The following is a 26,456-nucleotide window of genomic DNA, read 5'->3' on the forward strand; positions in this document are numbered from 1 at the left end:
CATGGCACTCTCCACCGCAGCGATCACCTCGGGTTCCCTCATCGGCGGCTGGCAGCTGGCCCGCAGCACCGGCATCCGCCCACTCGGCGGCGCGGTCCTGGCCGCCGGCGGCATCCTGGCCGGCCGCGAGTGGGCCCGCACGACCAGCCCCGCCGTGACGACGGCGCTTGTCGCGACGTACATCGGCGCCTTCGGCCTCTCCCACCCGCTGGCCAAGAAGATCGGTTCCTGGCCCTCGGTCCTCGCCGTCTCCGCCGTGACCGCGGCGGCCGCCTACGCGCTGTCCGACCGCCGCGCCTGAAGCCACATGGTCAGATTGACCATGTTGCCGTCCGGGTCGAGCACATGCGCCACCCGCTGCCCCCCGGCATGTCGTTCGCCTGCCCCGGCACACCGCCCCCAGCCGCCACGACCGCGGGAAGCAGCGCGTCCACATCCGCGACCTCAGCGCTGAGAATGATCCGCACCGGCGCGCCGACCTGGGTGCCCGCCTCCTGAACCAGCCCGAGCGCGCTCCCGCCGATCCGCAGCTCGACGTAGAACTCCGGACCGTCGTCCGGCACCCGGAGACTCTGCGTGGCGCCGAGCACCGTCTCGTAGAAGGCCCGCAGCCGGGGCAGGTCAGGCGTGCTGACAATGGGGTGAATCGAGGTCATGTTCGCTCCCGAGCAGTAGGTCTCCCGAGACAGACCCCCCACCCGCCCCGAACTCATCGCCGCCGACCGCCCAGCCGTGACGCGGGCCCAGCTGACGGGAGGATCGTGGCGGGTGAGCACGCACGCCGACCGGCGGCTAAATGAGCGTGCTGGTCGGGGTGACTTGCGAAGCCGGCCGATCATCGAGAAGTCAGGAGACTGGTACCTCTCTCAGGGTGTGGCTGATGGCATGGCCATCCCCGCCGGTGAAAGCGACCGTGAGGCAACTGGCGCCCTCAGCCATCGCCGGGGTGAATATCCATTCGCAGTACAGCGCGGCGGCTCCGTTCTGATTCCCTCCGGTACTTCTACCGAGCAGCGTGAAGTCCGTGCCGGCGTCGTCGGTGAGGCCAACCGTCAAGGATTGAGCCAAGCGTTCGGCGACCGGTTCGCCGGGCGGCTCTTTCGACCCCGCTTCCCTGCGTCGGAGCCCCTCGGCTGAGCGAGCGATGTCAGCGGCCACGAGGGCTTTCGCCGTCTCGGTCGGAGCGCCGACGGTCCGTACCAGCACGAGATCGTTCCACGACTCGACGGTCAGGAGGTAGATGTCCACGCCAAGGACCCTGGCCACGACGGTCATCGGACAGAAGATCCGAGGCAGCTCTGCCATGGAGGCGAGGCTACGCGAGCAGGCCGACTATCTGAGCCCCTCCGGCGACTCTTTCTGCGGGATCAGGGCCATCGTCTCGGCCACATCTGCTCGCCACCCTGCGACCAACTCCCATAACGCGAAGACCGCCCGGATCGCGGCATGTGAATGCACGCCTGTATGCGTGTCGCTAAGCCGTCAAGTGGCACCGCCCTGGGCTTTTCGGCAGTAGCAACGATCGGGTACTAGTGTTTTTCACTGGCGCCTTTCGGCAACGTGAAGCGGCTCATCGAGGTCTTTCCTGATGTGGAACTGACCGTAGTTGTGCGCGACATCCAAGTGTCCCGTCGAGAAGCCCTCCGCCTCCAATATCTGCCGAGTCCCTTCATGGCCCAAGCCTCCATATCCACTCAGGCAGCCACTCAGCCAAAGTTCTTGATCACGATCGTCGACTAGGATCAAGCCGGTGAAGACCTCGGCGACCACGGGGGACATCCAGAGGTCGGGCGCGAAGCTCGATTCGCCCTGAAATTTATACCGTCCGCATTTTGCTTCTATGAATTCACCGAACATGCATCGCGTTAGCTTCCATAGATCAAGGCTTAACTGTGTTCGGCCGTAGGTGTCCAGCACTCGCAAACTACGATCTGCCATCGAGTCACTTTATCAAGATAATATTGATCAAACAATATTTAGACCTAACACTCGGAAACCTGCCCGGACGTATGGTGTCGAGGTTCTCTCCCAGCCGTGATCAATTGCACTCTCATCGGCGCGAGGGGGCACCGGCCAGGACGGTTGCCGTTACGCTCGGTGACCTGCGACTTGCGGCATGAGAGTTACGCTGGCACAGATGCCTCGATAGCAGTCGTCAATCGTAGTCACATTCTCCCAAGAGGTCGTCATAGGCTGCTTGCGGGTTCCTCCGCCACCGATCTCGACATCGCCTCTACGGTCGGACCTGAATGCGGCACAGGCAGCATCGTCGGCGATCCCAGCCCGTGCGCCGGTCGACCGGTTTAAGTCTGTAGCGCGGCCGAAGCGCTCATCCGGCAGCGGTCGGGGTATGGCGGACCAACTCTTCGGCCCGCTGGACCCAGCCCGCCGGCCATACGTCGCGCCGGCCGTCCGGCGGCTGCACTCGGGCAGACGACAGGTCCACCTGCCGTGAAAAGGTCGCCTTGCGGAACTCCACGATGCCCGTGAACGTCGCCTCGGGGAACCACGCCTCGTCGGCGAAAGTCGTCCCGTTGAAGGTCACACCTCCGGCGAAAGTTGCTCCGCGGAATACGGTGCCGCCAACGCAGGTCGCCGCGCTGAATCCGAGGCCACCGGCGAACGTGGCTTCGCTGAACACCGCATCGCCGGAGAAAGTCGCCTGGTCAAACAATGCGGCGCCAGCGAAGGTCGCCCCTCCGAACAGCGCGCCGCTGAAGTTTGCGGTATGGAAACTCATGTCGCCCGCGAACACCGACTCGTGGAAGATTGCGTCACTGGTGAACACCGCTCGGTCGAACCTGGCGGGACCACTGAAAGTCGTTTCAGCGAACTCCACGTCGCCGGTGAAGGTCACGCCGGCGAAGCTAACCTGACCGACGTGACTGTTGTTCATCTGCCAGCCGACGAGGTGCGCTCCGGTGAGGTTGAGGTCGATGCCGGGCCAGAATGTCTGGTCTGCAGCGGGCGTCATCGCTCCGGCCTGCTTTGGCGTGATCCCGGATCGCGGGGTGAGATGGCTGGCCAGGATCCGTTGGGCGGTGAGGCGGACCTGCAGTTCTTGGTGCGGGTCTCGGCTGGCTGGCGGTGCGCGGTGCGGCAGGGGCAGGTCAGCGACCGGCCCGATGCTCGCCGGCTGCGCTGCGGCCGGCAGAGCGTAGGGCATCCGTAGGTAGGCGCACAGCACGTTGACGATGGTCTGCCGCTGGTCAGGGTTGTTCTGCGCGACGCGCTCCAGCGCGTATAGACCGCCCAGGCGCACGGCAGCGTCAGCGGAGCCGAGTTGCTCGACGGCCTTGGTGTACAGCTCGGTGACCCGCCGTTCCGTAGCGTCGGTCTCGGTATGCGCCTGCGCCTTTACCGCGAGCTCGTGAGCGCGTTCGGCGAGCAGTTGCCGGCGAAACGACAGCAGCAACGCGGCGACCGCGCCGCCGGCGGCAAAAAATCCGATCCCGTACTTCAATGCCTCGATCTGCAGCCTCGCCTGGTCCGCGGCCGCCCCGGTAGCGATGCGCAGCATCACCACCAACGCAGTGACTCCAATGGCGGCGACCAACGCTGTCATGGCCGAGATCCCTGCGTTGGACAGCAACAACGGCCACCGCCGCCGGATCACGGAACCCCGATCAGTCATGCCTCATAGTGGCTGACTTCCACCACACTGGACAGGCGGCGGCCACCGATCGATGCCGTCACCAAGAAACTCCCTTTCCGTCGGTGCCTAAACCGGCCGCTCGACAGCGAGAGCGTGCGTCCAGAAGGAGCCGGCCAGCGTCACAGGGCGTGACGGCTCGTTGTGGGCCGCCGCCCACGCTAGGCGGCCGGATCCGGAAAACGGTTGGCGGTCCGGTGGGCTGGCACGTCAGAGTGAGCCGTGATCACTGTTCAGCGAGTGCGTGTGCGCTGGAGTGCGGCGGCGCGTGGAGCGCCCGCGGCGAACGCCCGGCGGAACCTGTGCAGCCCAGCGGTACTTTCGCCGTCAATGCCGGCTGGTGATGTGGCCATTCACGACGTGCTCGCCGACGAGACGGCCCGGTACGTACGTCGTGACGGCGTAGTCAGCGGCGGCCTGGATCGAGCCCGCGACCTGGGCCTCTGGTTGTCGGCAGAAAGCGGGGCGTTGGTCGTCGACCGCTTGCCGGCCGGGGCTGCCTATCCACGGCACAGTGGCCCGGCCCGGCTCTTCACGCTCAAGCCCGGGGAGACCGGACGGTATCGGGCAAATTTCCGGTTCACCGTCACTACCTGCGCCTGCAACCCAGGCTGGTACTACGAGGACTGGCTAATACTCATCGCGAACTGCGAGATGAAGGCCGACGGGTTCGTCTCACGCAAGCCCGACCATCACGTCGACCACCGCGTCCATCTCTACGGCGGATCACTACGGCCCAGCCGGCGACACGACAAGTAATTGCGGCTCGGCCGACCTGCACGACCGGCGGCAGAGGAGCACGTCACCTGGTGAGCCGCCGATATGTTGCATCATCGTTGATTGCACGAGCGCATCACGCGCGAGATGCCCGCCAGACACGAGCTGGCGGGCTCCGATCAGTCCTTCGTCGCTTCGAATCCGTGCGGTCAGTTCCGTCGGCGTTTGGTCATAGCGGTGACATCACTAGCCGGACATGCCGTGCCTGCGCCGGGTCGTCAACATCGAACTGCAGCAACCAACGCCCGGACTGAACTGCGATCTCGTCGCTGTCGTCGGCGTCGCCAATGTAGAGCCGTCCGGAAGGAAGCTGGAAGGCGACCTCATGCGACAAGCCGTCAATCCGCTGAGGTGCCACCCGAACGTCGACGGTGACGTCTGCATCTGCCTTATCGACTGTGCGGGCATTGACCACCAGAACGGAAACGTGGGAGGCAGTGGCGAGCACCGGGCCTCCGCCGTCGTGGAAGTCGATATCGAAGTCCTCTTCGCAATCGGCGTCGTTGAGATAGATGGCACCCCAGTAGTACGGGCGGATGCGAAGCAGGCGTTGATCCTCGGCCATGATCTCGGACCATATCCCAAGTTGGCACACGCGAGAGCGGGCATGAGGGCTGCCAGCCCAGCGCGAACCCATGCCACCAAGACAGCCAGACCTTGACATTCTGACGGTCTGCGTATCCTCCACGGCTAGATGAGCGCACCCTTTCGGCGTCCACCGCCACCAAGTAGATCTCCGTGGCCGTCAGTCGGAGCGGCGAATCTTGCGCATCAGCATCGCCCAGACTCCGTATCCGGACCCGACGTTGTTCGTGATCGCACCGGCTGCTGAGCCCATAAACAGCGCGTTCGCGCAGTCCGGGCAGACCTCCCGCCCGGTAATCGTCTTCTCGAACGGCTCGCGGACACTACGACCGCAGTCAGGACACTGTTGACCCGACAATCCCATGCCATGCCTCCTGCGATCGGGTACCTCAGGGTACGACCAGACCGCACCTTCCCGGGGCGACTACAGCGAGTGCCGACCAGCGCGCTGGGCGCGGACATAGGCGGGACGGAGCGCGCGTTGTCTGCGGCACGATGGTATGGCCTGACGCCCTTACCGTCGGCGCGTGAGGGACGCATCGTTCATTGCGATCATGGGCGCTACGTTGGCTCTCGTGGCACTTGGCTTGGCCGTGATGTTGCGACGACGACGAACAACAAGTTCTAGATGTGATGTCCAGGGACGTTGGTCGAGGAAGTGCGACCACTCGATCTGACGATCAAGACCTGATCTTGTGAACAGATGAAGGCCTCCAACGGTGCAGTGGAGCTGTCACGGAACCACTCTCACCAGGCTGGAGGCCTTCATGTCCCACGCTAACGCCGCGCTGACCCCACGAGCGCGATTGCGGCTGGCGCGTCTGATCGTGGACCACGGCTGGTCACCCGCACGAGCAGCCGAACGCTACGACGTGTCCTGGCGCACCGCCGCGAAATGGGCCGGCCGCTACCGCGCTGAAGGCGAAGCCGGCATGCACGACCGCTCGTCACGACCCCACCGACAGCCGAACCGGACCCCGGCACCGGTGGTACGCAAGATTCTGCACCTACGCCGTAAACGACGCTGGGGTCCGGTCCCGATCGCCGATGAGATCGGCCTGGCAGCTTCCACCGTGCACGCCGTCCTGCTCCGCCAGCGAGCGAACCGGCTGTCTCACCTCGACCGTGCCACCGGCGAACCGATCCGCCGCTACGAACACGCCCAGCCCGGCGACCTGCTGCATGTCGACGTCAAGAAACTCGGCAACGTGCCTGATGGAGGCGGCTGGCGCTACCTCGGCCGTCAGCAAGGCAAGAAGAACCGGGCCACCACGATCGGCAAGCCACGCAACAAGCACTACAACCCCATGATCGGCACCGCGTTCGTGCACACCGTCATCGACGACCACTCCCGCGTGGCCTACGCCGAAATCCACGACGACGAAACCGCGGTCACCGCCACCGCAGTCCTACGCCGCGCGACCACCTGGTTCGCCGAACGCGGCGTCACCACCCGGCGAGTGCTGTCGGACAACGGCTCCGCCTACAAATCACACCTCTGGCGAGACACCTGCGCCGAACTGGGCATCACGGTGAAGAAGACGCGCCCTTACCGGCCTCAGACAAACGGCAAGATCGAGCGTTTCCACCGCACCCTGGCCGACGGCTGGGCCTTCGCCAAGCTCTACACCTCGGAGAAAGCCCGCCGCGCCGCACTACCCGCATTCCTGCACGACTACAACCACCACAGACCCCACACCGCCATCGGCAAACTGGCACCCATCACCCGGTTGAACAACCTGGCTGGACATCACATCTAGATCCGAGGTCATGCTGGCCGCTCGTCGCGCCATCAAACAGAGCACAGGCGAACGCAAGCGTCGATCTCGTGGGACTACACGCGGGCAAGGGTACGGCGGGGACGACAATCGGGCCTACGACGCCGGCTACGGCAGCAGCGGTGGCACTCCTTGATCCGGCTTCCCTGATCGCCACACCGATCGCGACACGAGAGTGCGTTGAGCAGCGGGCTCTGCCAACGGCGCCTCACTCGAGTTTCGCTTTTTGATGTAACTGATCAAAGATGATTTGATCGACGGCTGAGACTTGGTGCCGGTTGGCGTAAGTAAGCCAGGCGATCTCCTCGATCTCGCTGTTCGGCCTCAACTCTCCTCGATATTCGGCTGTGTAGCAGGTCATGCGCACCATTATTCCGTCAGGATGCCCATGCGCCTGCGCGTGAAAAGTGCCGGCATGCGTGGCACTGTCGGCGACAATAATGACATCGAGTTCTTCGTTTATCTCGCGAATAAGAGTGTCGATGTCGCTCTCGCCCGGCTCCCGTTTGCCGCCCGGCAGGTAGTAGACGTCTTTCCCGATGGAGCGAGTGCTGAGGATCGCGCCGTCCTTCAGATGGATCCAAGCAACCTTGTCGATCATGGCCCGGTTCAGCCTTCCCCGGTAGTCGGTCGTCGGTGGGCGCGGCGGTGCCGCACGGACGACTCCGGCGGCATCCGGCGGGACGTCAGGTCAGATGGGCGGTGTCGTTGAGGTGGACGACTCCGCGGTTGTGGAAATAGTCGTCCTCACGCAGAGATGTGATGCTGCCGGACGAAACCTGGAAGCTGACGAAGCCGGCCGCGTCCACGGGCATGCCGATCCACGCTGCGATGAGGAATGTAGCGGTGCCTCCGTGCGTGACCACGATTTGGTTCTCGATGTTCGACCGCAGAATGCGATCCAGGGCTGAGTAGGCTCGGACGGCCTGCTGCCACTTGGTCTCCGCGCCCGGAACGCCCTCGTCATGGCGCATCCGTTCACCGGCGGCCGGGGGCGGAATGAACCGCCCGTCCAGCCAAACCTGAGGCCGTCCGCCCGCCTCGCCGTAGGATTTCTCGCGCAGATCGGCGTCGAGGACCACGTCGATGCCAAGCCGCTTCGCAACGATCTCCGCCGTACGCCGTGTGCGAGTCAAGTCCGACGAGAACAATTCGACGGGGGCATCCACCACGAGCCGGCCGGCCAGTGCTTCGGCGATCTGTTCGGCCTGTGCCAGCCCGCGAGGGGTGAGGTCGGAGTCGAACCAACCGCCGACCAGCCCGTCGACGTGGTGTGTCGCCTCCGGATGCGTGACCAGATAAACGGTCCTCATCCCCACCTCCTCGAGTCGTTCCCTGTCGTCACGGGCCGAACCCAGATCCCGCTCCTCGCCGGTTCCGCAGCGGTCACTTTATTGGTTCGCCCTCACGCGACCAAGCCTCGAACCCACGCGGGCGGGCCGGGAGCCGAGGCGAACACCCCGCCAACCGACATTGCCGTGGCGGTCGAATCGGACCGTCTCGGAATGGACTTCGTGCCGACGGATCGCTGCCGCGGCAGACGACATCATCGACGCGTCATTCGCAACAATGCAAAGAGTGTCGGCAATAGGCCATGGATGCGCGGCAATGGGCCATGGATGCGTTGAGCGCGAGCCGAATATCGCCCGGCGACGCACTCAATCCCGCAGGAGTGTGCGTGGGAAGTTGATCGTCCAGCGCCTGGCAATCGCGGTGATCATGGGCTTGACACCGCGATTCCTCAACGCTGGCAGATCAAATCCGCGTGCTGGAAGGATTCGGATCGCGGTGGACGAGCGCCTCAGCGTTGGCCGGCGGTGTGGATGAGGCCACACGCAGCGTCGGCGCCGCGGGGACGAGGCCACATACAACGCCTGCGTGGCGATCCATCCACGCCAGGGCAGGGATGTGAGCACACGAACCGCTTCCGTGCGACCCCATCATGGCAGGCGTGGACTTCGGTGCGCCGTCACCTGCGTGCGAGCCCACCGTGGGCTGCCACCCACGTGCGAGCCCACCGTGGGCCGTCACCCACGCGCGAGCCCACCGTGGGCCGCCCTGTCGTTCACCGCCCGACCCGGAGATCAACTTAGGCTGAGTGGCATTGGCGCAGGCCCCGTCAGGGTCAGCTCGGCCGGGTCGTAGTGCCGGGCCGGCGACGTGAACGGGGTCGCGGCGAAGAACCGGGTAGCCGCCGCCACCCGGGCAGCCGCCGCCACCCGGTCAGCAGTGAGCAGGCGGGGCGCGTCATGGGCCCAGGGCTCCGGCGTGAACGGCTCCCCGCCGCCGATCACGTCGACCGACGGGCCAGCAGCTCGGCCAGCTCCTCGGTCCGCAGGCGGACGTACGTGGTGATCACGCTCATCGGCTGGTTCCCTCTGGTCGCTCGCGGGCATCCAGCGGCATCCAGCGGCATCCAGCGGCATCCAGCGAGGATCTCAACGGCGCCGCCGGAGATAGCCGCCCAGGTAGGCCAGCGATTCCGGCGCGTCCTCGCCGCGGCGCAGCTCGTCGGTGAAGACGGCGATGTCCGCCAGTGTCCACCACAGCGGGTAGAGCGCGAGCCCGGCCTCGGAGACGGTCCGACCCGTGCGGGCGGTGTACCGTGCCAGCACCTCCTCGTCGCCCGGATCCGGCTGCGCCCCGACCAGGGTGGCGAACCGGCCGGTCAGCATCCACAGGTCACGCTCGGGCGGCGCGACCGCCACGGTGTCCCAGTCGATCAGCAGGAGGCCGTCCGCGGTGCGCAGGACGTTGCCGGGGTGCGGTTCGCCGTGGGTGAGCACCCCGTCTGCCGGCAACTCCGCCACCAGGCGATCGAATTCGGCCAGCCAGCCGTGGATGTCGTCGGCTCGTCCGGCCAGCAGGGCCCGTGCCTGCTCCGCGTACGGTCCGGCGTCCCACACGCTGCCGAGGTCACCGAGCGCCACCTCCAGCGAGCTGCGGCCGGGCAGCGCCGGAGTGATCCGCGGCGCGAGGCCGGGTGGGGCGTCGTGCAGGCGGGCGAGCAGGTCGACGATCTCCGCGCGGTCAGCGGGCGGGTGCGGCGCGAACGGCCCGGCAACGCCGTCGACCAGGGGATACAGCGATAACGCGTACCGGGAGGAGAGCCGCCGCAGAGGCGCCCCGGTCTGGTCCGGCAGCGGGGCGAGGACGAAGTCGAGCCCGGAATCGTTCCGCAGGGACACCGCGGTCGCCAGTGAGCGGTGCAGTTCGGCGAACGCTTCGTCCCGGCCGGCCGGATCGAAACCGAGATCGTCCACCCTGGCGAACCAACGGCCCACGACCGACCAGGAGTAACTGCCCGCACCCAGCGGCAGGAACTCGATCTTCCCGGCCGCTGGAGGCCAACCGGCGCGCAGCGCCTTCAGCAGGGCGGTTTCGGTCAGGTCCGGGGGAGGCTTACGCATTTTCCCGGGTACGGCCGACCGCAGCGATCCACTCGAGAGCCGCCTCGTCCTGCGCCGTGAGCACCGAGATGTGCCCGGCGCCCGGCGTGAGGCGCAGTTCCGCCCCCTTGATCCGGTCCGCGAGCCAGACGCTGTGCGACGCCGGCACCATCCGGTCGTCCTCCCCGTGCGCGAGCAGCACCGGAACGGTGATCGTGGCCGGGTCGAAGCCCCACGGGCGTACGTAGGCCAGGTCGTCGTCGATGAGCGGCGCAGGGCCGTTGGCGATCGCCGGTTCCACCACCGAGCCGAACCAGCCCCAGGCGCCCTCGAGAGCCGCCCAGTCCGCCGCGGTGAAGTCCGGATCGGTGATCGCCGGGTTCCCCGCGTAGGCCTCCTTGGCGGCCCGGCCGGCGGCCGCGGACCGCAGCGACGCGACACCACCGGGGCCCATGCCCGCGAACCAGTCCAGACCCTCGGCGTCGAACGGGGCGAGCCCGGCGCCCGCCACCGCGGCGGTCACCCGGCCGGGGAGCAGCGCCGCGCAGGCCAGCGCATGCGGGCCGCCGCCGGAGTGACCGAACACCGCGAACGTACCGACGCCGAGCGCGTCGGCCACCGCCGCGGCGTCACCGGCCGCCGAGGCGATGTCGCGGTCGGGGCGGGGAGTGGAACCGCCGTACCCCGGGCGGTCGTAGGCGATGAATCGGATGCCGAGCCGCCGCGCCGCCGCGAAGAGCGGCGCGGGCGGGGTGCCGATGTTGGGTGTCCCGTGATGCCACATCACCACCAGGTCGCCGTCGCCGTGCGCGTAGGCGTGCAGCGTCCGCCCGTCCACCGTTACATCGGTTTCGATCATTCGACCACCCTAGTTATTTTTCACCGGGACGCTCCACATTTTCGGCCGCCGGTGGCGTCACGAGGGCGGAGGGGAGCGCTGTGACATTCGAGGACTTTCTGACCGCACGGCTGCCCGCGCTGTTGCGGTACGCCACCGTGCTGGCCTGTGACACGCACCTGGCCGAGGACATCGTGCAGGAGGTTCTCGCCCGGGCGCAGCCCCGCTGGGCTCGGATCGCCGCCGCGGACGTGCCGGAGGCATACGTGAAACGCATGATCATCAACGAGCTGGCCTCGTGGCGGCGGCGCCGGGCCGCGCGTGTCGTGCCGCTGTCGCACGACGCGCTCGACGCGGTCAGCGCGCCGGCCGACGAACCGCAGCGGGCCGTCGGCGAACGCGACGAGATGATCCGCCGGATCGCCCGGCTCCCGCTGAAGCAGCGGATCGTGATCGCGCTGCGGTTCTACGAGGGGCTGAGCGACCAGGAGATCGCCGACCTGCTCGGCTGCCGGCCGGCCACGGTCCGCAGCCACACGTCGCGGGCGCTCGCCAGCATGCGGGCCAACTTTCCCACCGCATCTTCTGCCGGCACTTCCCGGATCGGAGGCTGACCGCCGTGAACGACGAACAACTGATCAAGGACGCTTACGAGGCCATCGCCGGTACCGCGGTCTCGCCGGAACGGGTGCGGGCCCGGCTCAACGCCCGCGTCACGGCACACCGGCAGCGGCGGTTGCTGCTGGCCGGCGCCGGTGTCGCCACGGTTGCTGTCGCGGTGGGCGTACCGGTGGCGCTGCGTGAGCGGCGCGGTGAGCCCGCCCTCCCTGTCGCGTCGCCCTCGGTCAAGACCTCGCCGAGGACCGCGCGCCGGGTGTCGCTGCTCTTCACGCCGCAGTGGCTGCCGGACGGGCTGGTCGAGCGCTTCCGGTCGGTGAAGTTCGACGTCGCCACCGGGAAACCGCTCGGCGGCAACCGGTCCTGGTACCCGACCGGCTCGCCGTACACGGTGGAGGTGCCGAAGGGCAGCGTGTCGTTCTCGGTCGGCGAGCGGATCGACGACGGGTCCGGTGAGCCGGTGATGGTCGGTTCGGTGCGGGGCACGCTGCGGGTCACCGACAGCGCGTGGGTGGAGTGGCAGCCGACGGGTAAGCCGTCGATGATCGTGTCGGTCTACGGCACCGCCGACGACACCGAGATCGCCCTGCGGGTCGCCCGGTCGGTCGCCGCCACCGAGGAAACCATGCTGGTCACGATGGATGTGCCGGAGGTGCCCGACGCCTTCGCCGGGTCCGCGACCTTCGAGGTCAACCCCACCGGCGAGGGTACGGGGGTGCAGACGCTCGGCTACACGTCGGCCGACCTGCGCAGCGGGTTCCAGCTCACCACCGATGCGCCGCAGCCGAACCAGACGTACCTGTCGGTGGAGCGGGACGGGATGACCGTCTACCTGCTGGGGGAGGAACCGGGAGTGGTCGGCAGCGGGTTGACGCTGTCCGAGACGGAGAGCCGGAACATCATCTACCGGGTGACGTTCCGGCCCCCCGACGTCTCGTGGGCGGGCTTCTAGGCGGTCAGCTCCTTGAGGGCGGCGTCGAAGATCTCGTGGTGCCGGGAGACGTCGGCCATCGTCGTCTCCGGGCACATCAGCGCCATGTTGTGGAACGGGGTCAGCAGCACCCCGCGGTTCGCCAGGTAGACGTGCAGGAAGTCCTCCAGCTCGCCGTCCGCGCTGCGCGCCGATTCGGTGCCGTTGCGCGGGGCGGGGTTCGCGAACCGGTATTCCACGCGCGCTCCGAGCCGGCTGACCGACCACGGCAGGCCGTACCCGTCAATGATCTTCGAAATGCCGGCGGCGAATGCCGACGCCGTGCCGATCATGTGGGTGAAGGCGTCCTCGGTGAGCACGTGCTCGAGGGTGGCGCGGGTGGCTGCCATCGAGACCGGGTTGCCGGCGAGGGTGCCGCCGACGCCGCCCATGTCGACCAGGTCGAGGTCGCCGCGGCCGCTGAGCGCGTCGGCGAGTTCCCGGGAGAGTCCGTAGGCGCCGACCGGCACGCCCCCGCCGATCGCCTTGCCGATCGTGACGACGTCCGGCGACAGGTCCCAGAACGCCGTCGCGCCGCCCGGACCGGCCGAGAACGTGTGCGTCTCGTCGTTGATCAGGTACGTGCCGTACTTGCGGGTCAGCTGCCGGACGCCCGCGAGATATCCGTCGTCGGGCAGCACGATGCCGATATTGGTCAGCGCCGGCTCCATCAGCACGGCCGCCACGTCACCGTGCGCGAGCTCCCGCTCCAAGCCCTCCAGGTCGTTGAACTCGGCGACCCGGCTGGTCCGGGTGACGTCGGTCGGCGCGCCGACGTTGCCCTCGCGACTCATGCCGTTTCCGTCCGGACCGACAACGATCAGCGACTCGTCGACCGAACCGTGGTAGCAGTAGCTGTTCACGAGGATTTTGGAGCGGCCGGTGACCGCGCGCAGCAGCCGGATCGCCCACCGGTTCGCGTCCGTCGCGGTCAGCGCGAAACTCCACGCCGGCAGCCCGAACCGGCGGGCCAGCTCCGCGCCCGCGACTGCGGCGTCCTCGGTCGGCAGCATCGTGCTCAGGCCGCCGAGGTCGCTGATCCGGCGGGTGACCGCCTCGACCACGGGCGCGGGGGAGTGGCCGGCCATCGCGCCCGTGTCGCCGAGGGCGAAGTCGACGAACTCGTTGCCGTCCACATCGGTGATGCGGTTGCCGCGCGCCCGATCGAGGTAGATCGGGAAGTCCGCGGCCGTCTTGTTCATCCACGTCATCGGCACGCGGCCGAACAGGTGGTCAGCTTCCTTATAGGCTCCCGCAGACCGGGGGTGGCGCTCGGTGAAAGTGGTCCGCTCACGCTCGGCAAGACTGCGGAGACGGGCGCGATCGATTCCGGAATCCGTCGACATGGCGCGACGTTACCAGGGAATCGTCACTCTTCCGTGGTCCTGAGCACGGTAACCGTACGTCCACCCCCATCCGTCACGTAGAGTCGCAGACCGTCCGGGGACAGCGCCACGACCCGGGGACTGTCACCGACCTTCACCGTCGAGACCACCTTCGCGGCCTTCATGTCGATCACGGACAGGGTGTCGGAGCCCTCGTTCACCACGTACGCGTGCTTGCCGTCCGTCGACGTCATCACCGCCTGCGGCTCCTTGCCCACGCCGACCGCCTTGATCCGGCGCAGCGTCGCGGTATCGAAGATCTCCACCCGGTCCAGGTCGTAGTTCGTGACGATCAGCTTCGCGCCGTCCGGGGTCAGCGCTATCGCGTGCGGCGACCGCCCCACCTTGATGTTGCGCTGCACGATCCGGTCCGCCGTGTTCACCACCGAGATCTGGCTGGACTCGTGGTTCGCGGTGTAGGCGGTGTTGCCGTCCGGCGAGAACGTCACCCAGTGCGGGTTCGGCGGCACCGAGATCCGGCCCGACTCGGTCAGCGACTGGTCGTCGTAGATCTCCACCCGCGCGCCGTTGTGAATCGGCACCCACACGTCCCCGTCCGGCCCGACCGCCGGCTCGAACGGCCGCGGACCGGTGCGGATCGCCTTCACCAGCTTGCGGTCCTTCGTGTCGATCACGGCGAGGCCGTTGCCGGTGAAGTCGTTCTCGAACATGCTCGCGTACAGCCGGCTGCCGTCCTGCGAGACGGCGATGAACCGCGGCGTGTTCGGCACCGTGACCTTGGTGATCTTCCGGCTCGCGACCTCGATGAAGTGGACGTCCTTCGAATTCTGGTCGGCCACGTAGACCATCTTGTTGTCCGGCGAGACGACCACGCCCTCCGGCTCCTGCCCCAGCCGGAACCGGTCCACCACGACCGGCTTGGTCAGCGACGCGGGGACCTCCGCGGCCGGCGGCGGGGCGGTCGTCGTCTCGCCCTCGGCCGGTGCGCCGGGCTCCTGCCCCTGCTGCTGTTGCTGCGGGGGTGCCGCGGTGTTGTCGTCACTGCGCAGCAGGCGCACGCCGAGATAGCTCCCGGCCGCGAGAACCGCCACCGCAAGAAGGATGATCAGGGCCAGGCCGGCTCGCCGCCGGGGCTTTTCCGGGTACGGGTCCGAGCCCGGCCCGCCCGGCGGAGGCGCTCCGGGGTGCCCCGAGCCGGGCTGAGCCGTCCCCCGAACGGTCGCCGGGAAGGCAGCCGCCGGGGTAGCCGGGTACCCGGAGCCCGGCGCACCGGTATAGGCAGCTCCGGGGGTTCCGGGATAGGCGGCGCCCAGGCTGTTCGGATAGGCGGGCGCCGGCGTGGTGGGTGGGCCCTGCCAGCCACCGTCGGCGGGGGAGGCGGGCCAGGTGGAGACGCGGGCCGTGGGCTGGCCCCAGGGGTCGGCGGGGGTCGCTTGAGTCCAGGGGTCGGCGGGGCTGCCCGGAGACTGCGCGGCCCAGGGGTCGGGCTGCGCGGCGCCCGGCCAGGTGTCGGGCGTGGGTGCTGCGCCTGATGTGGGCGCCGTGCCGAACCCGGGCCCTGCCCCGGATGTCGGTGCCGCCCCGGATGTCGGTGCCGCCCCGGATGTCGGTGCCGCCCCGGATGTCGGTGCCGCCCCGGATGTCGCTGCCGCCCCGGATGTTGGAGCGTTCGGTGCGCCCGAGACCGGGCCGGGCGGCGGGCCCGCGCCGGCCCACGGATCGTCGGAGCCGGGACCGCGGCCGGGCCACCCCGACGTGGGTGCGCTGGCAGCAGGCGCGGACGGCCACGACGGCTCGGACGGCGCAGCCGACACCGGCCGCGGCGCCGAAGGGCCACCCGCACCGGAGGCCGGGCGTGCGGGCAGCGGACCGGTGAGGTCGGTGTCCGGCTGCGAACGGGTCCGGGCGGGCGGCGTCAGCCACGGATCCCCGGCGACACCGTGATGACTGGGCCAGGGGTGCGCAGGCGTCGCCTCTTCCGGCGGTTCGCCGATCGGTGCAGGCGTCGTTTCCGCAGCCCGGGCCGTCTCGGGAGGCACGGTCGAATCGGATGCCGACGCGGGTTCCGGCGCCATGGCCGCAGGTGCCGAGATCGGTTCAGAAGCCGGGAGGGGATCGAGGGCCGGACGCGGCGCGGGCTCCGGCGTGGCGGCTACCGGCGCGGGCTCCGGCGTCGCGGCTACCGGCTCGGGCTCCGGCGTGGCGGTCACCGGCTCGGGCTTCGGGCGCTCCGAGATCGCTTCACCGGGGGACTCACCCGACGACCCGCTGGAACCGGCTCCACCAGCGTCTTCGGCCGCAGACTGGGTCCGCAACCAAGCCGCCCCCGCAACCGAAGCCGTCGGCCACGACCCGGCCGCGCTCCACCCTTGATAGCCACCAGCATCCGACTTCTCACCCTCGGAAGCCGGCTCAGCCTCCGCCGCGACAGGCCCACCACGATCCGGGGGCCCATCGCTCGCGGACCCGGAATCCGTCGACGCGCGATCAGCGGCTCCACCATCCGCAGCCGCCCCCGGCGGAGCTCCAACATCTGCCGGAACCGCACCGGACGAACCATCTCCCCGGCCCCACCCGGCGACAGCCCCGAACCCGGCCGCGACCGCCCCGAACCCCGCCGCAGCCGACGAAGACCCGTCACCGGCCCTCTCCGGCCGGTCCTCGGAACTCTGCCGTGGCCCAGGCACCGGTCCGCCGTTCCCCGAACTCCCCTGACCCGCCGTGGCATCCCCACCAGCGGGAACATCAGCCTCCTTCGAGGTTACGGCGGGCGGCGGGTTCACGATGCCCGTACCCGATGGGTGGTCTGACCCGGACCCGGACGCAGCCGGAACCGGATCGCGGGGTTGCGGCGGCCGCACGCTCCAGCCGAATCCACCGCCGGCAGCCGCCGGCCACCCCGTCTCAGCCGCAACCGGCCCCACGGCAACAGGCGCAACCGGCTCCGCAGCGACAGGCACAACCGGCTCTACAGCAAGAGGCGCAACCGGCTCCGCGGCGACAGGCGCAACCGGTTCCGCGGCAACAGGAGCCGCCGGAAGCGGCATCGCAGCCGCAGGTGGCGCGGCAGCCTCCGGCCCGGCCGGCAACTCTGACGCGGCCTGCCACCCGGCACCGGCCGGCAACTCCGACGCCGCCCGCGCGCCGTTCGCACCCGGCGTGGGCTGGAACCCGCCGGTAGCCTCCAGTTCCTCCGCCACCTCACCGGTCACGACCAGCCGCGCCGACCCGGCCGGCCCCTCCAGCGTGACCACCCCGTCGAGGCGGCCCACGGTCGGGAACCAGGAAACCTTGAGCACGCTGCCCTCGAGCCGCGCGTGCAGACCCTCCACCGAACTGGTCACCGCGGACGCGACGGTCAGCGGCGGGCCCTGCACCGGGATCCCGGCGGCCAGCTGGCGGGTGCCGGGCGGGACGCGGCCGAAGTCGAGGGCGGGTTCGGCCAACCGTACCGATGTGCGTCGCAACGCGGCCGCAGCCGCGGCAGCCACCCGGCCCTCACCGGTGGTCATGCGTCGCAGGGTCTCGCGGGCCTCGACCGCGCGGGTGAGATCAGCGCCGGCGGCCGCGACGGCCAGCTGGGCGATCATCGTCATCTGGTCGCTGCCGGGGCGGCGGATGCGGGACAGGTAGGGCTGGCGGCCCGACCCGAACACCCACTGGCGCACGCCGGGGTCCCGTTCCCTCAGGTGGTCGTGGAGCTCGCCGATGCTGACGAAACCGTCGCGGTCGCGGTCGGCGGCGCCGGTGCGAATCCCGTCCGCGATCATCCCGGCGAACGTGGGCGGCTCCAGCCGCGCCGTCGTCGCGATCACCATCCGGCTCTGCCACTCCGCCGCCCGCGCCGCGCGGAAGTGGTGCCCGGCGTCGACCGGCCCGCCGGTGCGCCCGTCGAGCAGCACCACGGCCTGCCCGGCACGGCTGCGCTGCATCATCACGGCGAGCCGCGAGACATCGACGGCCGTCTCCTGCGGCCGGGCCATCGCGGTGTCCGAACCGGCCAGATAGAGCCCGCCGCCCGGCCCGGTCAGCATGATCCCGCGGAAGTACAGCAGAACGAGATCGTCCTGATCGCGCCCCTCGAAGAGCGCCGTGATCCGCGCTTGCGTCTCCGCGGTGCCCGGATCGTGCAGGAACGCCACGTCGAACCCGCCGAGCCCGCCGTCACCGAGCGCCTGAGCGAGCACAGGCACGTCCGCGGACGGCACCGCGAACCTGCTCAGCACAGGATCGTCCTGGTGCTCGACCGTCACCACCACTGCCAGCCGTCGGCCGCTCATCGCATCACCCTTCATCCATGGTGCGATGCCGGGGCCCCGCCCCGAAACCCCTGGATGATTACGAACCGCCATACCGCGGAAACGTTGAGTGGTTGATCTAGCCGGGTACCGCCCCGGCCGCCATGGCGATCTACCTGCGGTGATGTTGCTCCCGAGCCGCCGAGATCGGCAGGCTTCGCGCCCGCGCCGAATTCACTGGATTCAGTGGATCTGGCACGCTGACGGATATTTGTCTTTCATCGGGTACGGGGTGATCACTCCCCAAACGCACGAGCGCGTCCCCGACTGGCCGCGCGACCACCTGCCCACTCCCGGCCGTCCGGCGTCCGCCGGCGACGGGTGCATGGTCACCCGCCGCGTGCCGACGTCAGGTGCGAAGCGAACCCGGTTTGGCACACTCAGCCGACCGGTGCTGGACGTCGCCGGCGGTTCCCCGGCGCTCTCGGAGATCGGTTGGAGCGATTGAGCGGTGCCTCAGACCATGACGTCGATGGTCTGGTGGTTGTTGCGGATGCGGGCGAGCTCGGTGGCCCGGGCCGCTTCGACGCGGGAGATCTCGGAGGCCGCGTTCTGGATGGTCGCCCGGATCGTGGTGAGGGTGCCGTTGTCGGCGGTCTCCGAGGTGAGGGACTCGGCCAGCTTCACCCGGCTGCTCTGCAGGCGGCTCCAGGCGACCGAGCTGTTCCAGGTGAAGGTGGTCGCGGCGCTGATGTTCATCGAGGCTCCTCGGCGGTGCCGGTTGGGGACGGCCGCAAACATCGTCGGGGGCGCTCCTGACCTGCAACTTTTCCCGGTGAGCTATGCAACAGCTGTGCAACCTGGGTGGTTGCTGTGCAAAAAGCCGCGATCCGGTACGGGGATACCGGATCGCGGCTTCGCGACGGGGTCAGCTCTTGACGGCGATGAGCTCGCGGGCCTTGTCCGGCCAGGTCTTGAGCGTCGGGGCGAGCCGCATCCCGGCCGAGGTGACCGCCTGCTTGAGCGTGTCGGCGTCGGAGTCGGCCAGCTTCGCGTAGGTCGTGATGCCGGCCGCCGCGAGCGCGATCGCCATCTTCGGACCGATGCCGGGGATCTTGGTGAGGTCGTCGGGCTCCGGAACGTCGGCCGGAACTGCGGCCGCGATCTCGGCAGGCGTCAGCGGAGCGGCTTCCGGCTCGTCGTCGACAACCGAAGAAACAACCGGCTCAGCGGCAGCGACAGGCTCAGCAGCAGCGACAGGCTCAGGCGCGGCGACGGGCTCGGGCGCGGCGACGGGCTCGGGCGCGGCGACGGGCTCGGGAGCGGCGACGGGCTCGGGAGCGGCGACGGGCTCGGGAGCGGCGACGGGCTCAGGAGCGGCAACAGGCTCTGCGACCGGCTCGGCGACCGGCTCAGGAGCGACAACCGGCTCAGCCGCGGCAACAGGCTCAGGCTCAGCGACAGGTGCGGCAACGCGCTCAGGCGTGACGACCGGCTCGACCTTCTCGGGCTCCTCGATCGGCGCAACCTCCGAAGTGACCGCCGGCGTCACCACCGGAGCAGCCGCAACCGGCTCAACCGTCGGCTCCTCCGTCACCGTGGACGACACCGTGGACGACACGGTGGACGGCGCCGTGGACGACGATGACGACGACGACGCGGGCGACACCGTGGACTCGGGCTCGGGCGACGGCACGACGACCGGCGCGGCAGCAGGAGCGGCGGACGCCGCAGAAGCGGCCGGTGCGGGCTTCGCGGCGCCGACGCGTCCCTTGATCAGCCAACCGGCTATCGCGCCGATCGCGAGCCCGCCGACAAAGTAGAGGAATGATGCCATATCGGGCCTCCGGACAGGAGATGGGGATGCATGTGGTAGCGGGCAGCTTTCCACATCCCCGTCAACCAGCAGGAACGAGGGCCCGGTGTGCCGTTTACCGCCGTGAAACAGCGTCCGGAAGATAGCGGTTCGCCGCGTACGTAAGAGCCCACAGCACCACGCCGATCAGCAGCAGCACCCCGGCGACCCGGTAGTCCGCGCCGGCCCGGCCGGAGAGCGGGCTCGCGAGGAAGGCGCACGCGAGCGCTCCGAGGACCGGGATCACGGTGGGCGCCTTGAAGTGATCGTGGTCGACCGGATCCCGGCGCAGCACGAGAACCGCCACATTGACCACGGTGAAGACGCAGAGCAGCAGCAGCGCGGTGGTGCCGCCGAGCGCGGTCAGGTCGGCGAACCAGATCAACCCGAAAGCGATCACGGTGGTGAAGACGATTCCCACCCACGGGGTACGCCGGGTGCGGTGTACCCGGCCGAGCACGCGCGGCAGCACCCGCTCGTTCGCCATGCCGTACAGCAGGCGGCTCGCCATCATCATGTTGATCAGGGCGCTGTTGGCGACCGCGAACATCGTGATGAACGCGAAGACCGAGAGCGGGAAGCCCGGCGCCCCGGCCGAGACCACCTTGAGCAGCGGGGTGTCGCCGGAGCCCAGCTCGGCCGGTGTCACCAGCGCGACCGAGGAGATCGCCACCAGCACGTAGATCAGCCCGGTGATGCAGAGCCCGGTCAGCATCACCTTCGGGAAGATCCGTACCGGATCGCGGGTCTCCTCGGCCATGTTGACCGAGTCCTCGAAGCCGACCATCGCGAAGAAGGCGAGGGCCGTCCCGGCGGTGACCGACAGGGTGATGCTCTCGCCGGGCGGGGTGTTGAACTCGGTCAGCCGGGACAGGTCGCCCTCGCCGCCGCCGAGCGCCCACGCGCCGATGAAGATCACGATCAGCAGGCCGGTCAGCTCGACGCAGGTCAGCACCACGTTGGCCTTGACGCTCTCGCCGACGCCCCGGAAATTGATCAGCGCGACCAGGGTGATGAAGGCGAGCGCGACAGCGGTGAGCGCGAAGCCGTCGCCGAGTGACAGGTCGAACGCCTCGGCGAAGTTCCCGGCGAACGCCTTGGACGCGCTGGACGCCGAGGTGAGCCCGGAGCACATCACCGCGAAGGTGACCATGAAGGTGAGGAAGTGGATGCCGAACGCCTTGTGCGTGTAGAGCGCCGCCCCGGCCGCCCGGGGGTACTTGGTGACCAGCTCGAGGTAGCTGAACGCGGTGAGCAGCGCGACCACGAACGCCAGCAGGAACGGCAGCCACACCGCCCCGCCGACCTCGTTGGCGACCTTGCCGGTGAGGGCGTAGACGCCGGTGCCGAGGATGTCCCCGACCACGAAGAGCAGGAGCAGCGCCGGCCCGATGACGCGATTGAGTGTCGGCTGTTCCTCATGGGTATCGGTCACGTCCGCCACCCCCGGAAAATGGTCCACTGCGGAACAGTGACGTTACCCGTACCTTGAGTGACGGGAAACCTGGGAGGACACCATGAAAATCGTGCTCGCGGCCAATCCTGAGGCCGATCAGCCGTGGGTCACCGACGCGGCCGCCGACCTGGTCCGGCAGACCGGCGCGACGGTCGCGGTCGTGGCGGTGGACGAGCTGGAGAGCGAACATCTGGCGCCGATGCCGCGCAGCGTCTACACCGAGCGCGCGGAACGGGCCCGGGACGCCGCCGTGCGGCGGCTCGCCGAGGCGGGCATCGAGGCGACGGGTACGGTGCTGCCCGGTCGCCCGATCGACCAGATCATCCGTTTCGGTGAAGAGCAGTCGGCCGACCTGATCGTGGTCGGGTCGAGCGCCCGCCCGCTGGTGGCCCAGCGGCTGCTCGGAAGCGTGCCGCTGAGTCTCATCCAGCGGGCGGGCCGTCCCGTGCTAGTGGTCACGCACCCCGCGAAGGCTCAGGGGTAGTCGACGACGTAGACCGGCTGGCCCACCTTCGTCATGTCCGCGGCCTCGCCGACCCCGTTGACGACGTGGTTGATGACGCCGGCGCTGAGGTTGACGGTCATGATGTGGTGCAGCTTGACGCCGGGCGTCTTCGGAACCTCGAAACCGTTCTCGGTCTCGATCGTCGGGTTGTTCTGGTTGAAGACGTAGACGCCCCCGCCGTACAGGGAATGGATCTTGACCTTGGATCCGACCTTGTAACCGGCGTAGCCCTTGACCTTGCCGTTCATCCAGTCGGCCTGCGTCGGCGGGTCGTAGGGGAGCTCGTTCTGGTAGAGCACGGTGGTGCCGCGCTCGCCGTTCCAGACGGTGTTGTACTTCTGGAAGTGCTCGACGAACAGCCCGGTCGCGGTGACGTCGTCGCCGTTGATGACGGCGCCGTAGCGTCCGGTGTTGGTGCGCCACCGGTCGGTGTCACCGTTGACGCCCTCGGTGAACCCCTCGACGCCGTGGTCGCCACGCCACACCCAGGTGTGGTCGATGAGGACGTCGTCGCTGTTCACCTCGAGCGCGATGTTGGTCTTGCCGATGTGCGGGCCGCCGACCCGGAAGTAGACGTCCTGCAGCGTGGTCGGGTTGTTCGGGTTCGACAGGCCGTGACCATGCTTCGAGCCGACCCGGAGCAGAACGGGCGACTCCTTGGTGCCGGCGTCGATGGTCACGCCGGCCACGACGATGCCGGGCACGTCCGCGACGTTCAGCGGGGTAGAGCCGTTGACCGCGGTCAGCGTGGCGTGGCCGAGACCGAGCACCACGGTGTTCGGGCGCCAGACCTCGATCGAGCGCGCGATGTCGTAGACGCCGGGCGTGAGCAGCAGGTGCTTGCCGAGCGCCAGCGCCAGGTTGATCTTCGTGACCGAGTCGCCGGGCTTCGCGACGTAGAAGTCCGACAGCGGGATGGTCCGGCCCGGACCGCCCCACGAGACGCCGCTGGTGTTGCGCTGCGCGGCGGGCACGCGAACCTGGTACTTGCCCTTGGCGTCGACGAACAGGTACGGCTTCTCCCGGCTGACCGGGGTCTTCTCCAGGGTGGTGTACTGCGGGTCCGGGAAGGTCGCGTCGTCCGGGGCGCCCTCGACGCCCGAGAAGACCTGGTTCCAGACCGCGTTCGACCAGCTGGCGACCTGGCTGTTGCGGGTCAGCCACTGCTGCTGCGAGCCGTTCGTGGTGGCCGGCAGCTTGGAGTCGGCGATGAAGCCGCCGCTCGCGTACTGCGGGCCGGCCGTGCAGTAGTCCATCAGCGACAGGCCACCGCCGGTGAACTGCACCCGGCGCAGCGAGGTGGCCTGCGAGACCGCCCAGAAGTTCGCCGTCGACCGGCAGCCGTCCTGGCCGGCCGCATTGATGTTGACGGTCAGGTTGGAGACGGTACGCCAGAAGTTGACCAGGGCCAGGCAGTTGTCAGCGGTAAGGCAGCGGTTGTAGACCTCCACCTTGCCGTTGATCACCACGTCGCCGGGGGTGGCGCCGAGGCCGGTCACCTCGGTGTAGTAGCCGACCTTGATCTGCAGCGGCTGCTCGGCGGTGCCGTAGGTGCCGGGCTTGAACAGGTACGCGTACCGCTGCGTACCCATCTCGTTGTTGACCTGCGCGGCGTGCGTGGCGTCCAGGGTCGCCTGGATCTCGCTGACCGGCATGCTGGGGTCGAAGACGGTGACGTTCGGGCCGAGGTTGGGCGCGGCTGAGGACGGCGTGGCCGCGGCTGGGCTGGCCGAAACGCCGGCAACCGCGAGCACGAGACCGAGAGCGAGAGCTCCGGCGGTGGTGCGGCGTCGCGTCATGCGGAGGGTTCCCTTCCGTAACAAGATCGCAATGATCCCGGTCACAGAAGCAATCCTCGAACCTCGATGTCAAGGGCATCGATCCGGCATACCGGGGTGCACCGGGGCGAGACACCCGGGTTCCGGAACCTCAACGCCTCGAAACCGGTTCCGCAACCGATCCCGGCGTCCCTTACGCCGCTATTTTCGCAGCGACGCGTAAACCACCACGTTGTCCCGATAACTACCCCGGCTGCGGTCGAAGCTCCCGCCGCACGTGATCAGGCGGAGCTCGGGCCGGTCGGTGGCGCCGTAGACCTCGTCGGTCGGGAAGGCGTGCTTCGGGTAGGTGGCGACCCGGTAGACCTCGAAGGTGGCCACGGTGCCGTTCTTGCGCCGTACCGTGATGGGGTCGCCCAGCCGGACCTCCCGCAGCCGGAAGAAGACCGCCGGGCCCTCGCGGGCGCTGTCCACGTGACCGATGATGACCGCCGCGCCCGGCTCACCCGGCGTGGGCGAGTGCCGGTACCAGCCGGCCGGCGCGTCAGCCGTGAGCGGCGGAACCTCCAGGGTGCCGTCCCGGCGCAGCCCGAGCCGGCTGACCGCGGTGTCCAGCCCGATGCGTGAGATGGCCAGCTTGACCGGCTCGGAGCGGGCCAGGCTGCCGGGCGCGGCCTTCCTGGGAGTGGCAGAAGCCGGCGGGGGAGCCGGCACGGAGTCGTCGGAGGCGGCCCCGCCGGTCGCCGTGGCCGGTCGTGTGCCGGGTGTGGTGGGTGCCGGGCGAATCGAGGTCGTGTTCTTCGAAGGCTCCTGGCGTGCGGGCTCGGCGGCCACCGGTGCGGGGGTCGCCGCCTCGCTCTGCAGCCCCATCGCGGTGCTGGCTGCTCCCAGGACCGCCAGCAGCACGGCAAGCCCCGCCGCCCGGCGGTCACGAATCTGCGGCATGCCGGCTCCGGGCTCGCAGTCGTGGCCGCTCAGGCGCGCGGGCGGCGGCCCACCGCGTAGGCGGCCGTGCCGGACGCGGCGAGCAGCAGGAACACGCCCATCACCAGGAACGGGACCCGCCGGTCCTCGGCGCCACTGCCGCCACCGGCGTCGACCCCGCCCTTGGGCGTCGGCGCGGTGGTGGCGCTGCCGTCGTCGCCCCCGCTGCCGTTCCCCTCGTCGTCGTCCCCTCCGTTGTTGCCGCCGCCGTTTTCGCCCCCGTTGTTCCCGCCCCCGTTGTCTCCGCCGCCGTTGTTCCCGCCCCCGTTGTTCCCGCCGTTGCTCGGGGCGTTTCCGCTCGGGTAGGGATCGACGCCACCCGGATCCGGGCTGCCGTTGCTCGGCCCGCCGCCGCCCGGGTCGATGCTGGCACCGGGACCGGGATTGCCGCTCGGCCCCGACGAACTTGCCCCCGGCACCGGCTGCCCGGTGTTGTCACCGTTGTTGTCGCAGGTGGCGAGCACGATGAAGAGCAGAAGCAGCGCCAGGAGCAGCCCGACGCCCAGGGCGATGGCCCGATCACGGCGCCCACGGCGCGCCGGTGCCGCGTGACTGTAGGACACGAGGTGCCTTCCGCCGAAAACCGGCACATCCCAGTCGGGACGGTGGCCGCCACGTTAGTGACCTCCGAGCCGCACCGCATCCCCGTGTCCGTGATCAGTCACTTTCAATGTTGCCACCACCGGTTGAATCCGCCCACGCCGGCCGCGATGAGGTCGCACCGAAACGGTTCGTGTGCTGCAATCCCGGTCCTGGCGTTGATGGATCGCCACGCAGGCGTTGTGTGTGACCTCGTCCCCGCGGCGCCGGCGTTGCGTGTGGCCGTGGCGGTGTGGCGCGCCCTACGAGGGCTCGGTCTGGGCGCTGGTGATCAAAGGAGATGGTTCAGGAGCAGGACGAAGGCGACGTGGGTCAGCACTCCGGCTGTGCCGAGGCTTATCGCGAGGACGGCCATGGGACGGGAACCGGCGAGCCCGCGGACTCCGAGGACGATCGCCAGGATCGAGCAGAGCAGCAGCGGATTGACCAGCAGGCTGACCGCCCCGACGATCACGGCCCGGTTCCGGACCGAAGCCGCACCGGACCGCCCGTCGTCACCGCCCGCCGGCGAGCCCCACGGCCCGGACGAGGGCCCGGACGAAGGCCCGGGAGACAGCGCTGACGGGGACGACGGCCCGGAAGGCGGCGCTGACGGGGACGACGGCCCGGAAGGCGGCGCTGACGGGGACGACGGCCCGGAAGGCGGCGCTGACGGGGACGACGGCACGGAAGGCGGCACGGCCGGCGTCGTGTAACCGAGCTGCGCCGACACCGCGTCGATCGGCTGCATGGAGTACCCACGCGGGGAAGCGAACGTCGGCCGCGGGCTCGTGTGCGCGCCGGGCAGCGGCTCCCCGGCGGGCGCTGCGGCGGGCATCGCCGGCGGCACCGCTGCCGCGCCCGGCTGGAGGTGCGCGGTCCACTCCCGGCCGTCCCACCAGCGCAGGGCCGGCAGGCCGTGCGGATCGGTGTACCAGCCGGCGGGCGCCCCCGGCGGCTGCGCGGGACTGCTCATGGCGGTGCGTCCTTTCCGACCCGGCTGGAATTCCCGATCGGCCCGCCGCCCGAACCTCTGAGGATTACCCCGGCGCCGGTGGCCCCCGCCGCAGACGAGCGACGGAGGCCACGGGCAGGCGCCGGGAGCCGG

Annotated in this window: 25 protein-coding genes; 7 read left to right on the forward strand and 18 right to left on the reverse strand. The window is 69.3% G+C overall.

Going from position 1 to position 26,456, the window contains the following annotated elements:
• Position 1 precedes the first annotated feature (1 nt).
• A complete protein-coding gene (locus tag AMIS_RS17790) occupies positions 2–301 on the forward strand; it encodes a hypothetical protein (protein ID WP_014443735.1) in 300 nt (99 codons plus the stop codon).
• Between the two features lie 10 nt (positions 302–311).
• Here AMIS_RS17790 and AMIS_RS17795 read toward each other — a convergent pair whose 3' ends face one another.
• The 4 genes from AMIS_RS17795 to AMIS_RS17810 form a co-directional block, all read right to left on the reverse strand.
• Complete coding sequence (locus tag AMIS_RS17795; RefSeq protein ID WP_014443736.1) at positions 312–656, reverse strand: VOC family protein; 345 nt, start codon at positions 654–656, stop codon at positions 312–314.
• A gap of 190 nt (positions 657–846) precedes the next feature.
• On the reverse strand, positions 847–1,305 hold the full coding sequence (locus AMIS_RS17800) for a hypothetical protein (protein WP_014443737.1): 459 nt from the start codon (positions 1,303–1,305) through the stop codon (positions 847–849).
• Between the two features lie 234 nt (positions 1,306–1,539).
• The gene (locus tag AMIS_RS17805) at positions 1,540–1,938 is read right to left on the reverse strand and encodes a hypothetical protein (protein WP_157434917.1); all 399 of its coding nucleotides are present in this window, start codon (positions 1,936–1,938) and stop codon (positions 1,540–1,542) included.
• Between the two features lie 391 nt (positions 1,939–2,329).
• Positions 2,330–3,565, reverse strand: a complete 1,236-nt coding sequence (locus tag AMIS_RS17810; RefSeq protein WP_157434918.1) for a pentapeptide repeat-containing protein — start codon at positions 3,563–3,565, stop codon at positions 2,330–2,332.
• Between the two features lie 417 nt (positions 3,566–3,982).
• On the opposite strand from AMIS_RS17810, the gene AMIS_RS17815 reads away from it, so the two are divergent.
• Complete coding sequence (locus AMIS_RS17815) at positions 3,983–4,411, forward strand: hypothetical protein (protein ID WP_014443740.1); 429 nt, start codon at positions 3,983–3,985, stop codon at positions 4,409–4,411.
• A gap of 187 nt (positions 4,412–4,598) precedes the next feature.
• Here AMIS_RS17815 and AMIS_RS17820 read toward each other — a convergent pair whose 3' ends face one another.
• Positions 4,599–4,994, reverse strand: a complete 396-nt coding sequence (locus AMIS_RS17820) for a hypothetical protein (protein ID WP_014443741.1) — start codon at positions 4,992–4,994, stop codon at positions 4,599–4,601.
• A 787-nt stretch (positions 4,995–5,781) separates the two neighbouring features.
• Between AMIS_RS17820 and AMIS_RS17830 the strand changes: the two genes are divergently transcribed.
• Complete coding sequence (locus AMIS_RS17830; RefSeq protein WP_014443743.1) at positions 5,782–6,774, forward strand: IS481 family transposase; 993 nt, start codon at positions 5,782–5,784, stop codon at positions 6,772–6,774.
• A 226-nt stretch (positions 6,775–7,000) separates the two neighbouring features.
• On the opposite strand, the gene AMIS_RS17835 is transcribed toward AMIS_RS17830, so the two are convergent.
• From AMIS_RS17835 to AMIS_RS17855, 4 genes are all read right to left on the reverse strand, one after another.
• Positions 7,001–7,393, reverse strand: coding sequence for an NUDIX hydrolase (locus AMIS_RS17835; protein ID WP_014443744.1), 393 nt, complete (start codon positions 7,391–7,393; stop codon positions 7,001–7,003).
• An 85-nt stretch (positions 7,394–7,478) separates the two neighbouring features.
• Entirely contained in the window at positions 7,479–8,105 is a 627-nt protein-coding gene (locus tag AMIS_RS17840) for a histidine phosphatase family protein (protein WP_014443745.1), read from the reverse strand.
• 1,125 nt (positions 8,106–9,230) lie between these two features.
• A complete protein-coding gene (locus AMIS_RS17850; RefSeq protein ID WP_014443746.1) occupies positions 9,231–10,202 on the reverse strand; it encodes a phosphotransferase in 972 nt (323 codons plus the stop codon).
• Positions 10,195–11,040, reverse strand: coding sequence for an alpha/beta fold hydrolase (locus AMIS_RS17855; protein WP_014443747.1), 846 nt, complete (start codon positions 11,038–11,040; stop codon positions 10,195–10,197). The genes AMIS_RS17850 and AMIS_RS17855 overlap by 8 nt, the downstream gene beginning before the upstream one ends.
• Before the next feature lie 80 nt (positions 11,041–11,120).
• Between AMIS_RS17855 and AMIS_RS17860 the strand changes: the two genes are divergently transcribed.
• Positions 11,121–11,633, forward strand: coding sequence for a SigE family RNA polymerase sigma factor (locus tag AMIS_RS17860; RefSeq protein WP_014443748.1), 513 nt, complete (start codon positions 11,121–11,123; stop codon positions 11,631–11,633).
• 5 nt (positions 11,634–11,638) lie between these two features.
• On the forward strand, positions 11,639–12,589 hold the full coding sequence (locus tag AMIS_RS17865; RefSeq protein WP_014443749.1) for a hypothetical protein: 951 nt from the start codon (positions 11,639–11,641) through the stop codon (positions 12,587–12,589).
• Here the strand turns inward: AMIS_RS17865 and AMIS_RS17870 are convergent.
• The 4 genes from AMIS_RS17870 to AMIS_RS43390 all read right to left on the reverse strand — a co-directional run bounded on the left by AMIS_RS17870 (position 12,586) and on the right by AMIS_RS43390 (position 19,746).
• Positions 12,586–13,953 carry a transaminase gene (locus AMIS_RS17870; protein WP_014443750.1) on the reverse strand — a complete coding sequence of 456 codons (1,368 nt, stop codon included), beginning with the start codon at positions 13,951–13,953 and terminating at the stop codon, positions 12,586–12,588. The two genes, AMIS_RS17865 and AMIS_RS17870, sit on opposite strands and share 4 nt — an antisense overlap.
• A gap of 23 nt (positions 13,954–13,976) precedes the next feature.
• The gene (locus AMIS_RS42740; protein WP_157434919.1) at positions 13,977–18,233 is read right to left on the reverse strand and encodes a beta-propeller fold lactonase family protein; all 4,257 of its coding nucleotides are present in this window, start codon (positions 18,231–18,233) and stop codon (positions 13,977–13,979) included.
• A 474-nt stretch (positions 18,234–18,707) separates the two neighbouring features.
• Entirely contained in the window at positions 18,708–18,950 is a 243-nt protein-coding gene (locus tag AMIS_RS17890) for a hypothetical protein (RefSeq protein ID WP_041829870.1), read from the reverse strand.
• 169 nt (positions 18,951–19,119) lie between these two features.
• On the reverse strand, positions 19,120–19,746 hold the full coding sequence (locus tag AMIS_RS43390) for a helix-hairpin-helix domain-containing protein (protein WP_172666599.1): 627 nt from the start codon (positions 19,744–19,746) through the stop codon (positions 19,120–19,122).
• A 43-nt stretch (positions 19,747–19,789) separates the two neighbouring features.
• Here AMIS_RS43390 and AMIS_RS43395 point away from each other — a divergent pair, with 43 nt between their 5' ends.
• Entirely contained in the window at positions 19,790–20,014 is a 225-nt protein-coding gene (locus tag AMIS_RS43395; protein ID WP_041829871.1) for a hypothetical protein, read from the forward strand.
• Between the two features lie 108 nt (positions 20,015–20,122).
• On the opposite strand, the gene AMIS_RS17905 is transcribed toward AMIS_RS43395, so the two are convergent.
• Positions 20,123–21,481 carry an APC family permease gene (locus tag AMIS_RS17905; RefSeq protein ID WP_157434920.1) on the reverse strand — a complete coding sequence of 453 codons (1,359 nt, stop codon included), beginning with the start codon at positions 21,479–21,481 and terminating at the stop codon, positions 20,123–20,125.
• A gap of 82 nt (positions 21,482–21,563) precedes the next feature.
• On the opposite strand from AMIS_RS17905, the gene AMIS_RS17910 reads away from it, so the two are divergent.
• A complete protein-coding gene (locus AMIS_RS17910; protein ID WP_014443755.1) occupies positions 21,564–21,986 on the forward strand; it encodes a universal stress protein in 423 nt (140 codons plus the stop codon).
• Here the strand turns inward: AMIS_RS17910 and AMIS_RS17915 are convergent.
• The 4 genes from AMIS_RS17915 to AMIS_RS43690 all read right to left on the reverse strand — a co-directional run bounded on the left by AMIS_RS17915 (position 21,977) and on the right by AMIS_RS43690 (position 26,324).
• The gene (locus AMIS_RS17915) at positions 21,977–23,806 is read right to left on the reverse strand and encodes a hypothetical protein (protein WP_014443756.1); all 1,830 of its coding nucleotides are present in this window, start codon (positions 23,804–23,806) and stop codon (positions 21,977–21,979) included. The genes AMIS_RS17910 and AMIS_RS17915 overlap by 10 nt on opposite strands.
• 180 nt (positions 23,807–23,986) lie before the next feature.
• Positions 23,987–24,730, reverse strand: coding sequence for a class F sortase (locus tag AMIS_RS17920; RefSeq protein ID WP_014443757.1), 744 nt, complete (start codon positions 24,728–24,730; stop codon positions 23,987–23,989).
• Positions 24,731–24,759: 29 nt separating this feature from the next.
• On the reverse strand, positions 24,760–25,332 hold the full coding sequence (locus AMIS_RS17925) for a hypothetical protein (RefSeq protein ID WP_014443758.1): 573 nt from the start codon (positions 25,330–25,332) through the stop codon (positions 24,760–24,762).
• A gap of 308 nt (positions 25,333–25,640) precedes the next feature.
• On the reverse strand, positions 25,641–26,324 hold the full coding sequence (locus AMIS_RS43690; protein ID WP_014443759.1) for a DUF2510 domain-containing protein: 684 nt from the start codon (positions 26,322–26,324) through the stop codon (positions 25,641–25,643).
• Positions 26,325–26,456 lie beyond the last annotated feature (132 nt).

Source organism: Actinoplanes missouriensis 431 (assembly GCF_000284295.1).
GTDB classification, from domain to species: Bacteria; Actinomycetota; Actinomycetes; order Mycobacteriales; family Micromonosporaceae; genus Actinoplanes; species Actinoplanes missouriensis.

Coding starts and splice junctions, on each gene's coding strand:
- AMIS_RS17795 (WP_014443736.1), bottom strand. CDS start 656: ATGACCTCGATTCACCCCATTGTCAGCACGCCTGACCTGCCCCGGCTG.
- AMIS_RS17830 (WP_014443743.1), top strand. CDS start 5,782: ATGTCCCACGCTAACGCCGCGCTGACCCCACGAGCGCGATTGCGGCTG.
- AMIS_RS17890 (WP_041829870.1), bottom strand. CDS start 18,950: ATGAACATCAGCGCCGCGACCACCTTCACCTGGAACAGCTCGGTCGCC.
- AMIS_RS17800 (WP_014443737.1), bottom strand. CDS start 1,305: ATGGCAGAGCTGCCTCGGATCTTCTGTCCGATGACCGTCGTGGCCAGG.
- AMIS_RS17920 (WP_014443757.1), bottom strand. CDS start 24,730: ATGCCGCAGATTCGTGACCGCCGGGCGGCGGGGCTTGCCGTGCTGCTG.
- AMIS_RS17810 (WP_157434918.1), bottom strand. CDS start 3,565: ATGACAGCGTTGGTCGCCGCCATTGGAGTCACTGCGTTGGTGGTGATG.
- AMIS_RS17805 (WP_157434917.1), bottom strand. CDS start 1,938: ATGGCAGATCGTAGTTTGCGAGTGCTGGACACCTACGGCCGAACACAG.
- AMIS_RS43690 (WP_014443759.1), bottom strand. CDS start 26,324: ATGAGCAGTCCCGCGCAGCCGCCGGGGGCGCCCGCCGGCTGGTACACC.
- AMIS_RS17910 (WP_014443755.1), top strand. CDS start 21,564: ATGAAAATCGTGCTCGCGGCCAATCCTGAGGCCGATCAGCCGTGGGTC.
- AMIS_RS17850 (WP_014443746.1), bottom strand. CDS start 10,202: ATGCGTAAGCCTCCCCCGGACCTGACCGAAACCGCCCTGCTGAAGGCG.
- AMIS_RS17820 (WP_014443741.1), bottom strand. CDS start 4,994: ATGGCCGAGGATCAACGCCTGCTTCGCATCCGCCCGTACTACTGGGGT.
- AMIS_RS17835 (WP_014443744.1), bottom strand. CDS start 7,393: ATGATCGACAAGGTTGCTTGGATCCATCTGAAGGACGGCGCGATCCTC.
- AMIS_RS17840 (WP_014443745.1), bottom strand. CDS start 8,105: ATGAGGACCGTTTATCTGGTCACGCATCCGGAGGCGACACACCACGTC.
- AMIS_RS42740 (WP_157434919.1), bottom strand. CDS start 18,233: ATGAGCGGCCGACGGCTGGCAGTGGTGGTGACGGTCGAGCACCAGGAC.
- AMIS_RS17915 (WP_014443756.1), bottom strand. CDS start 23,806: ATGACGCGACGCCGCACCACCGCCGGAGCTCTCGCTCTCGGTCTCGTG.
- AMIS_RS17815 (WP_014443740.1), top strand. CDS start 3,983: ATGCCGGCTGGTGATGTGGCCATTCACGACGTGCTCGCCGACGAGACG.
- AMIS_RS17870 (WP_014443750.1), bottom strand. CDS start 13,953: ATGTCGACGGATTCCGGAATCGATCGCGCCCGTCTCCGCAGTCTTGCC.
- AMIS_RS17790 (WP_014443735.1), top strand. CDS start 2: ATGGCACTCTCCACCGCAGCGATCACCTCGGGTTCCCTCATCGGCGGC.
- AMIS_RS17855 (WP_014443747.1), bottom strand. CDS start 11,040: ATGATCGAAACCGATGTAACGGTGGACGGGCGGACGCTGCACGCCTAC.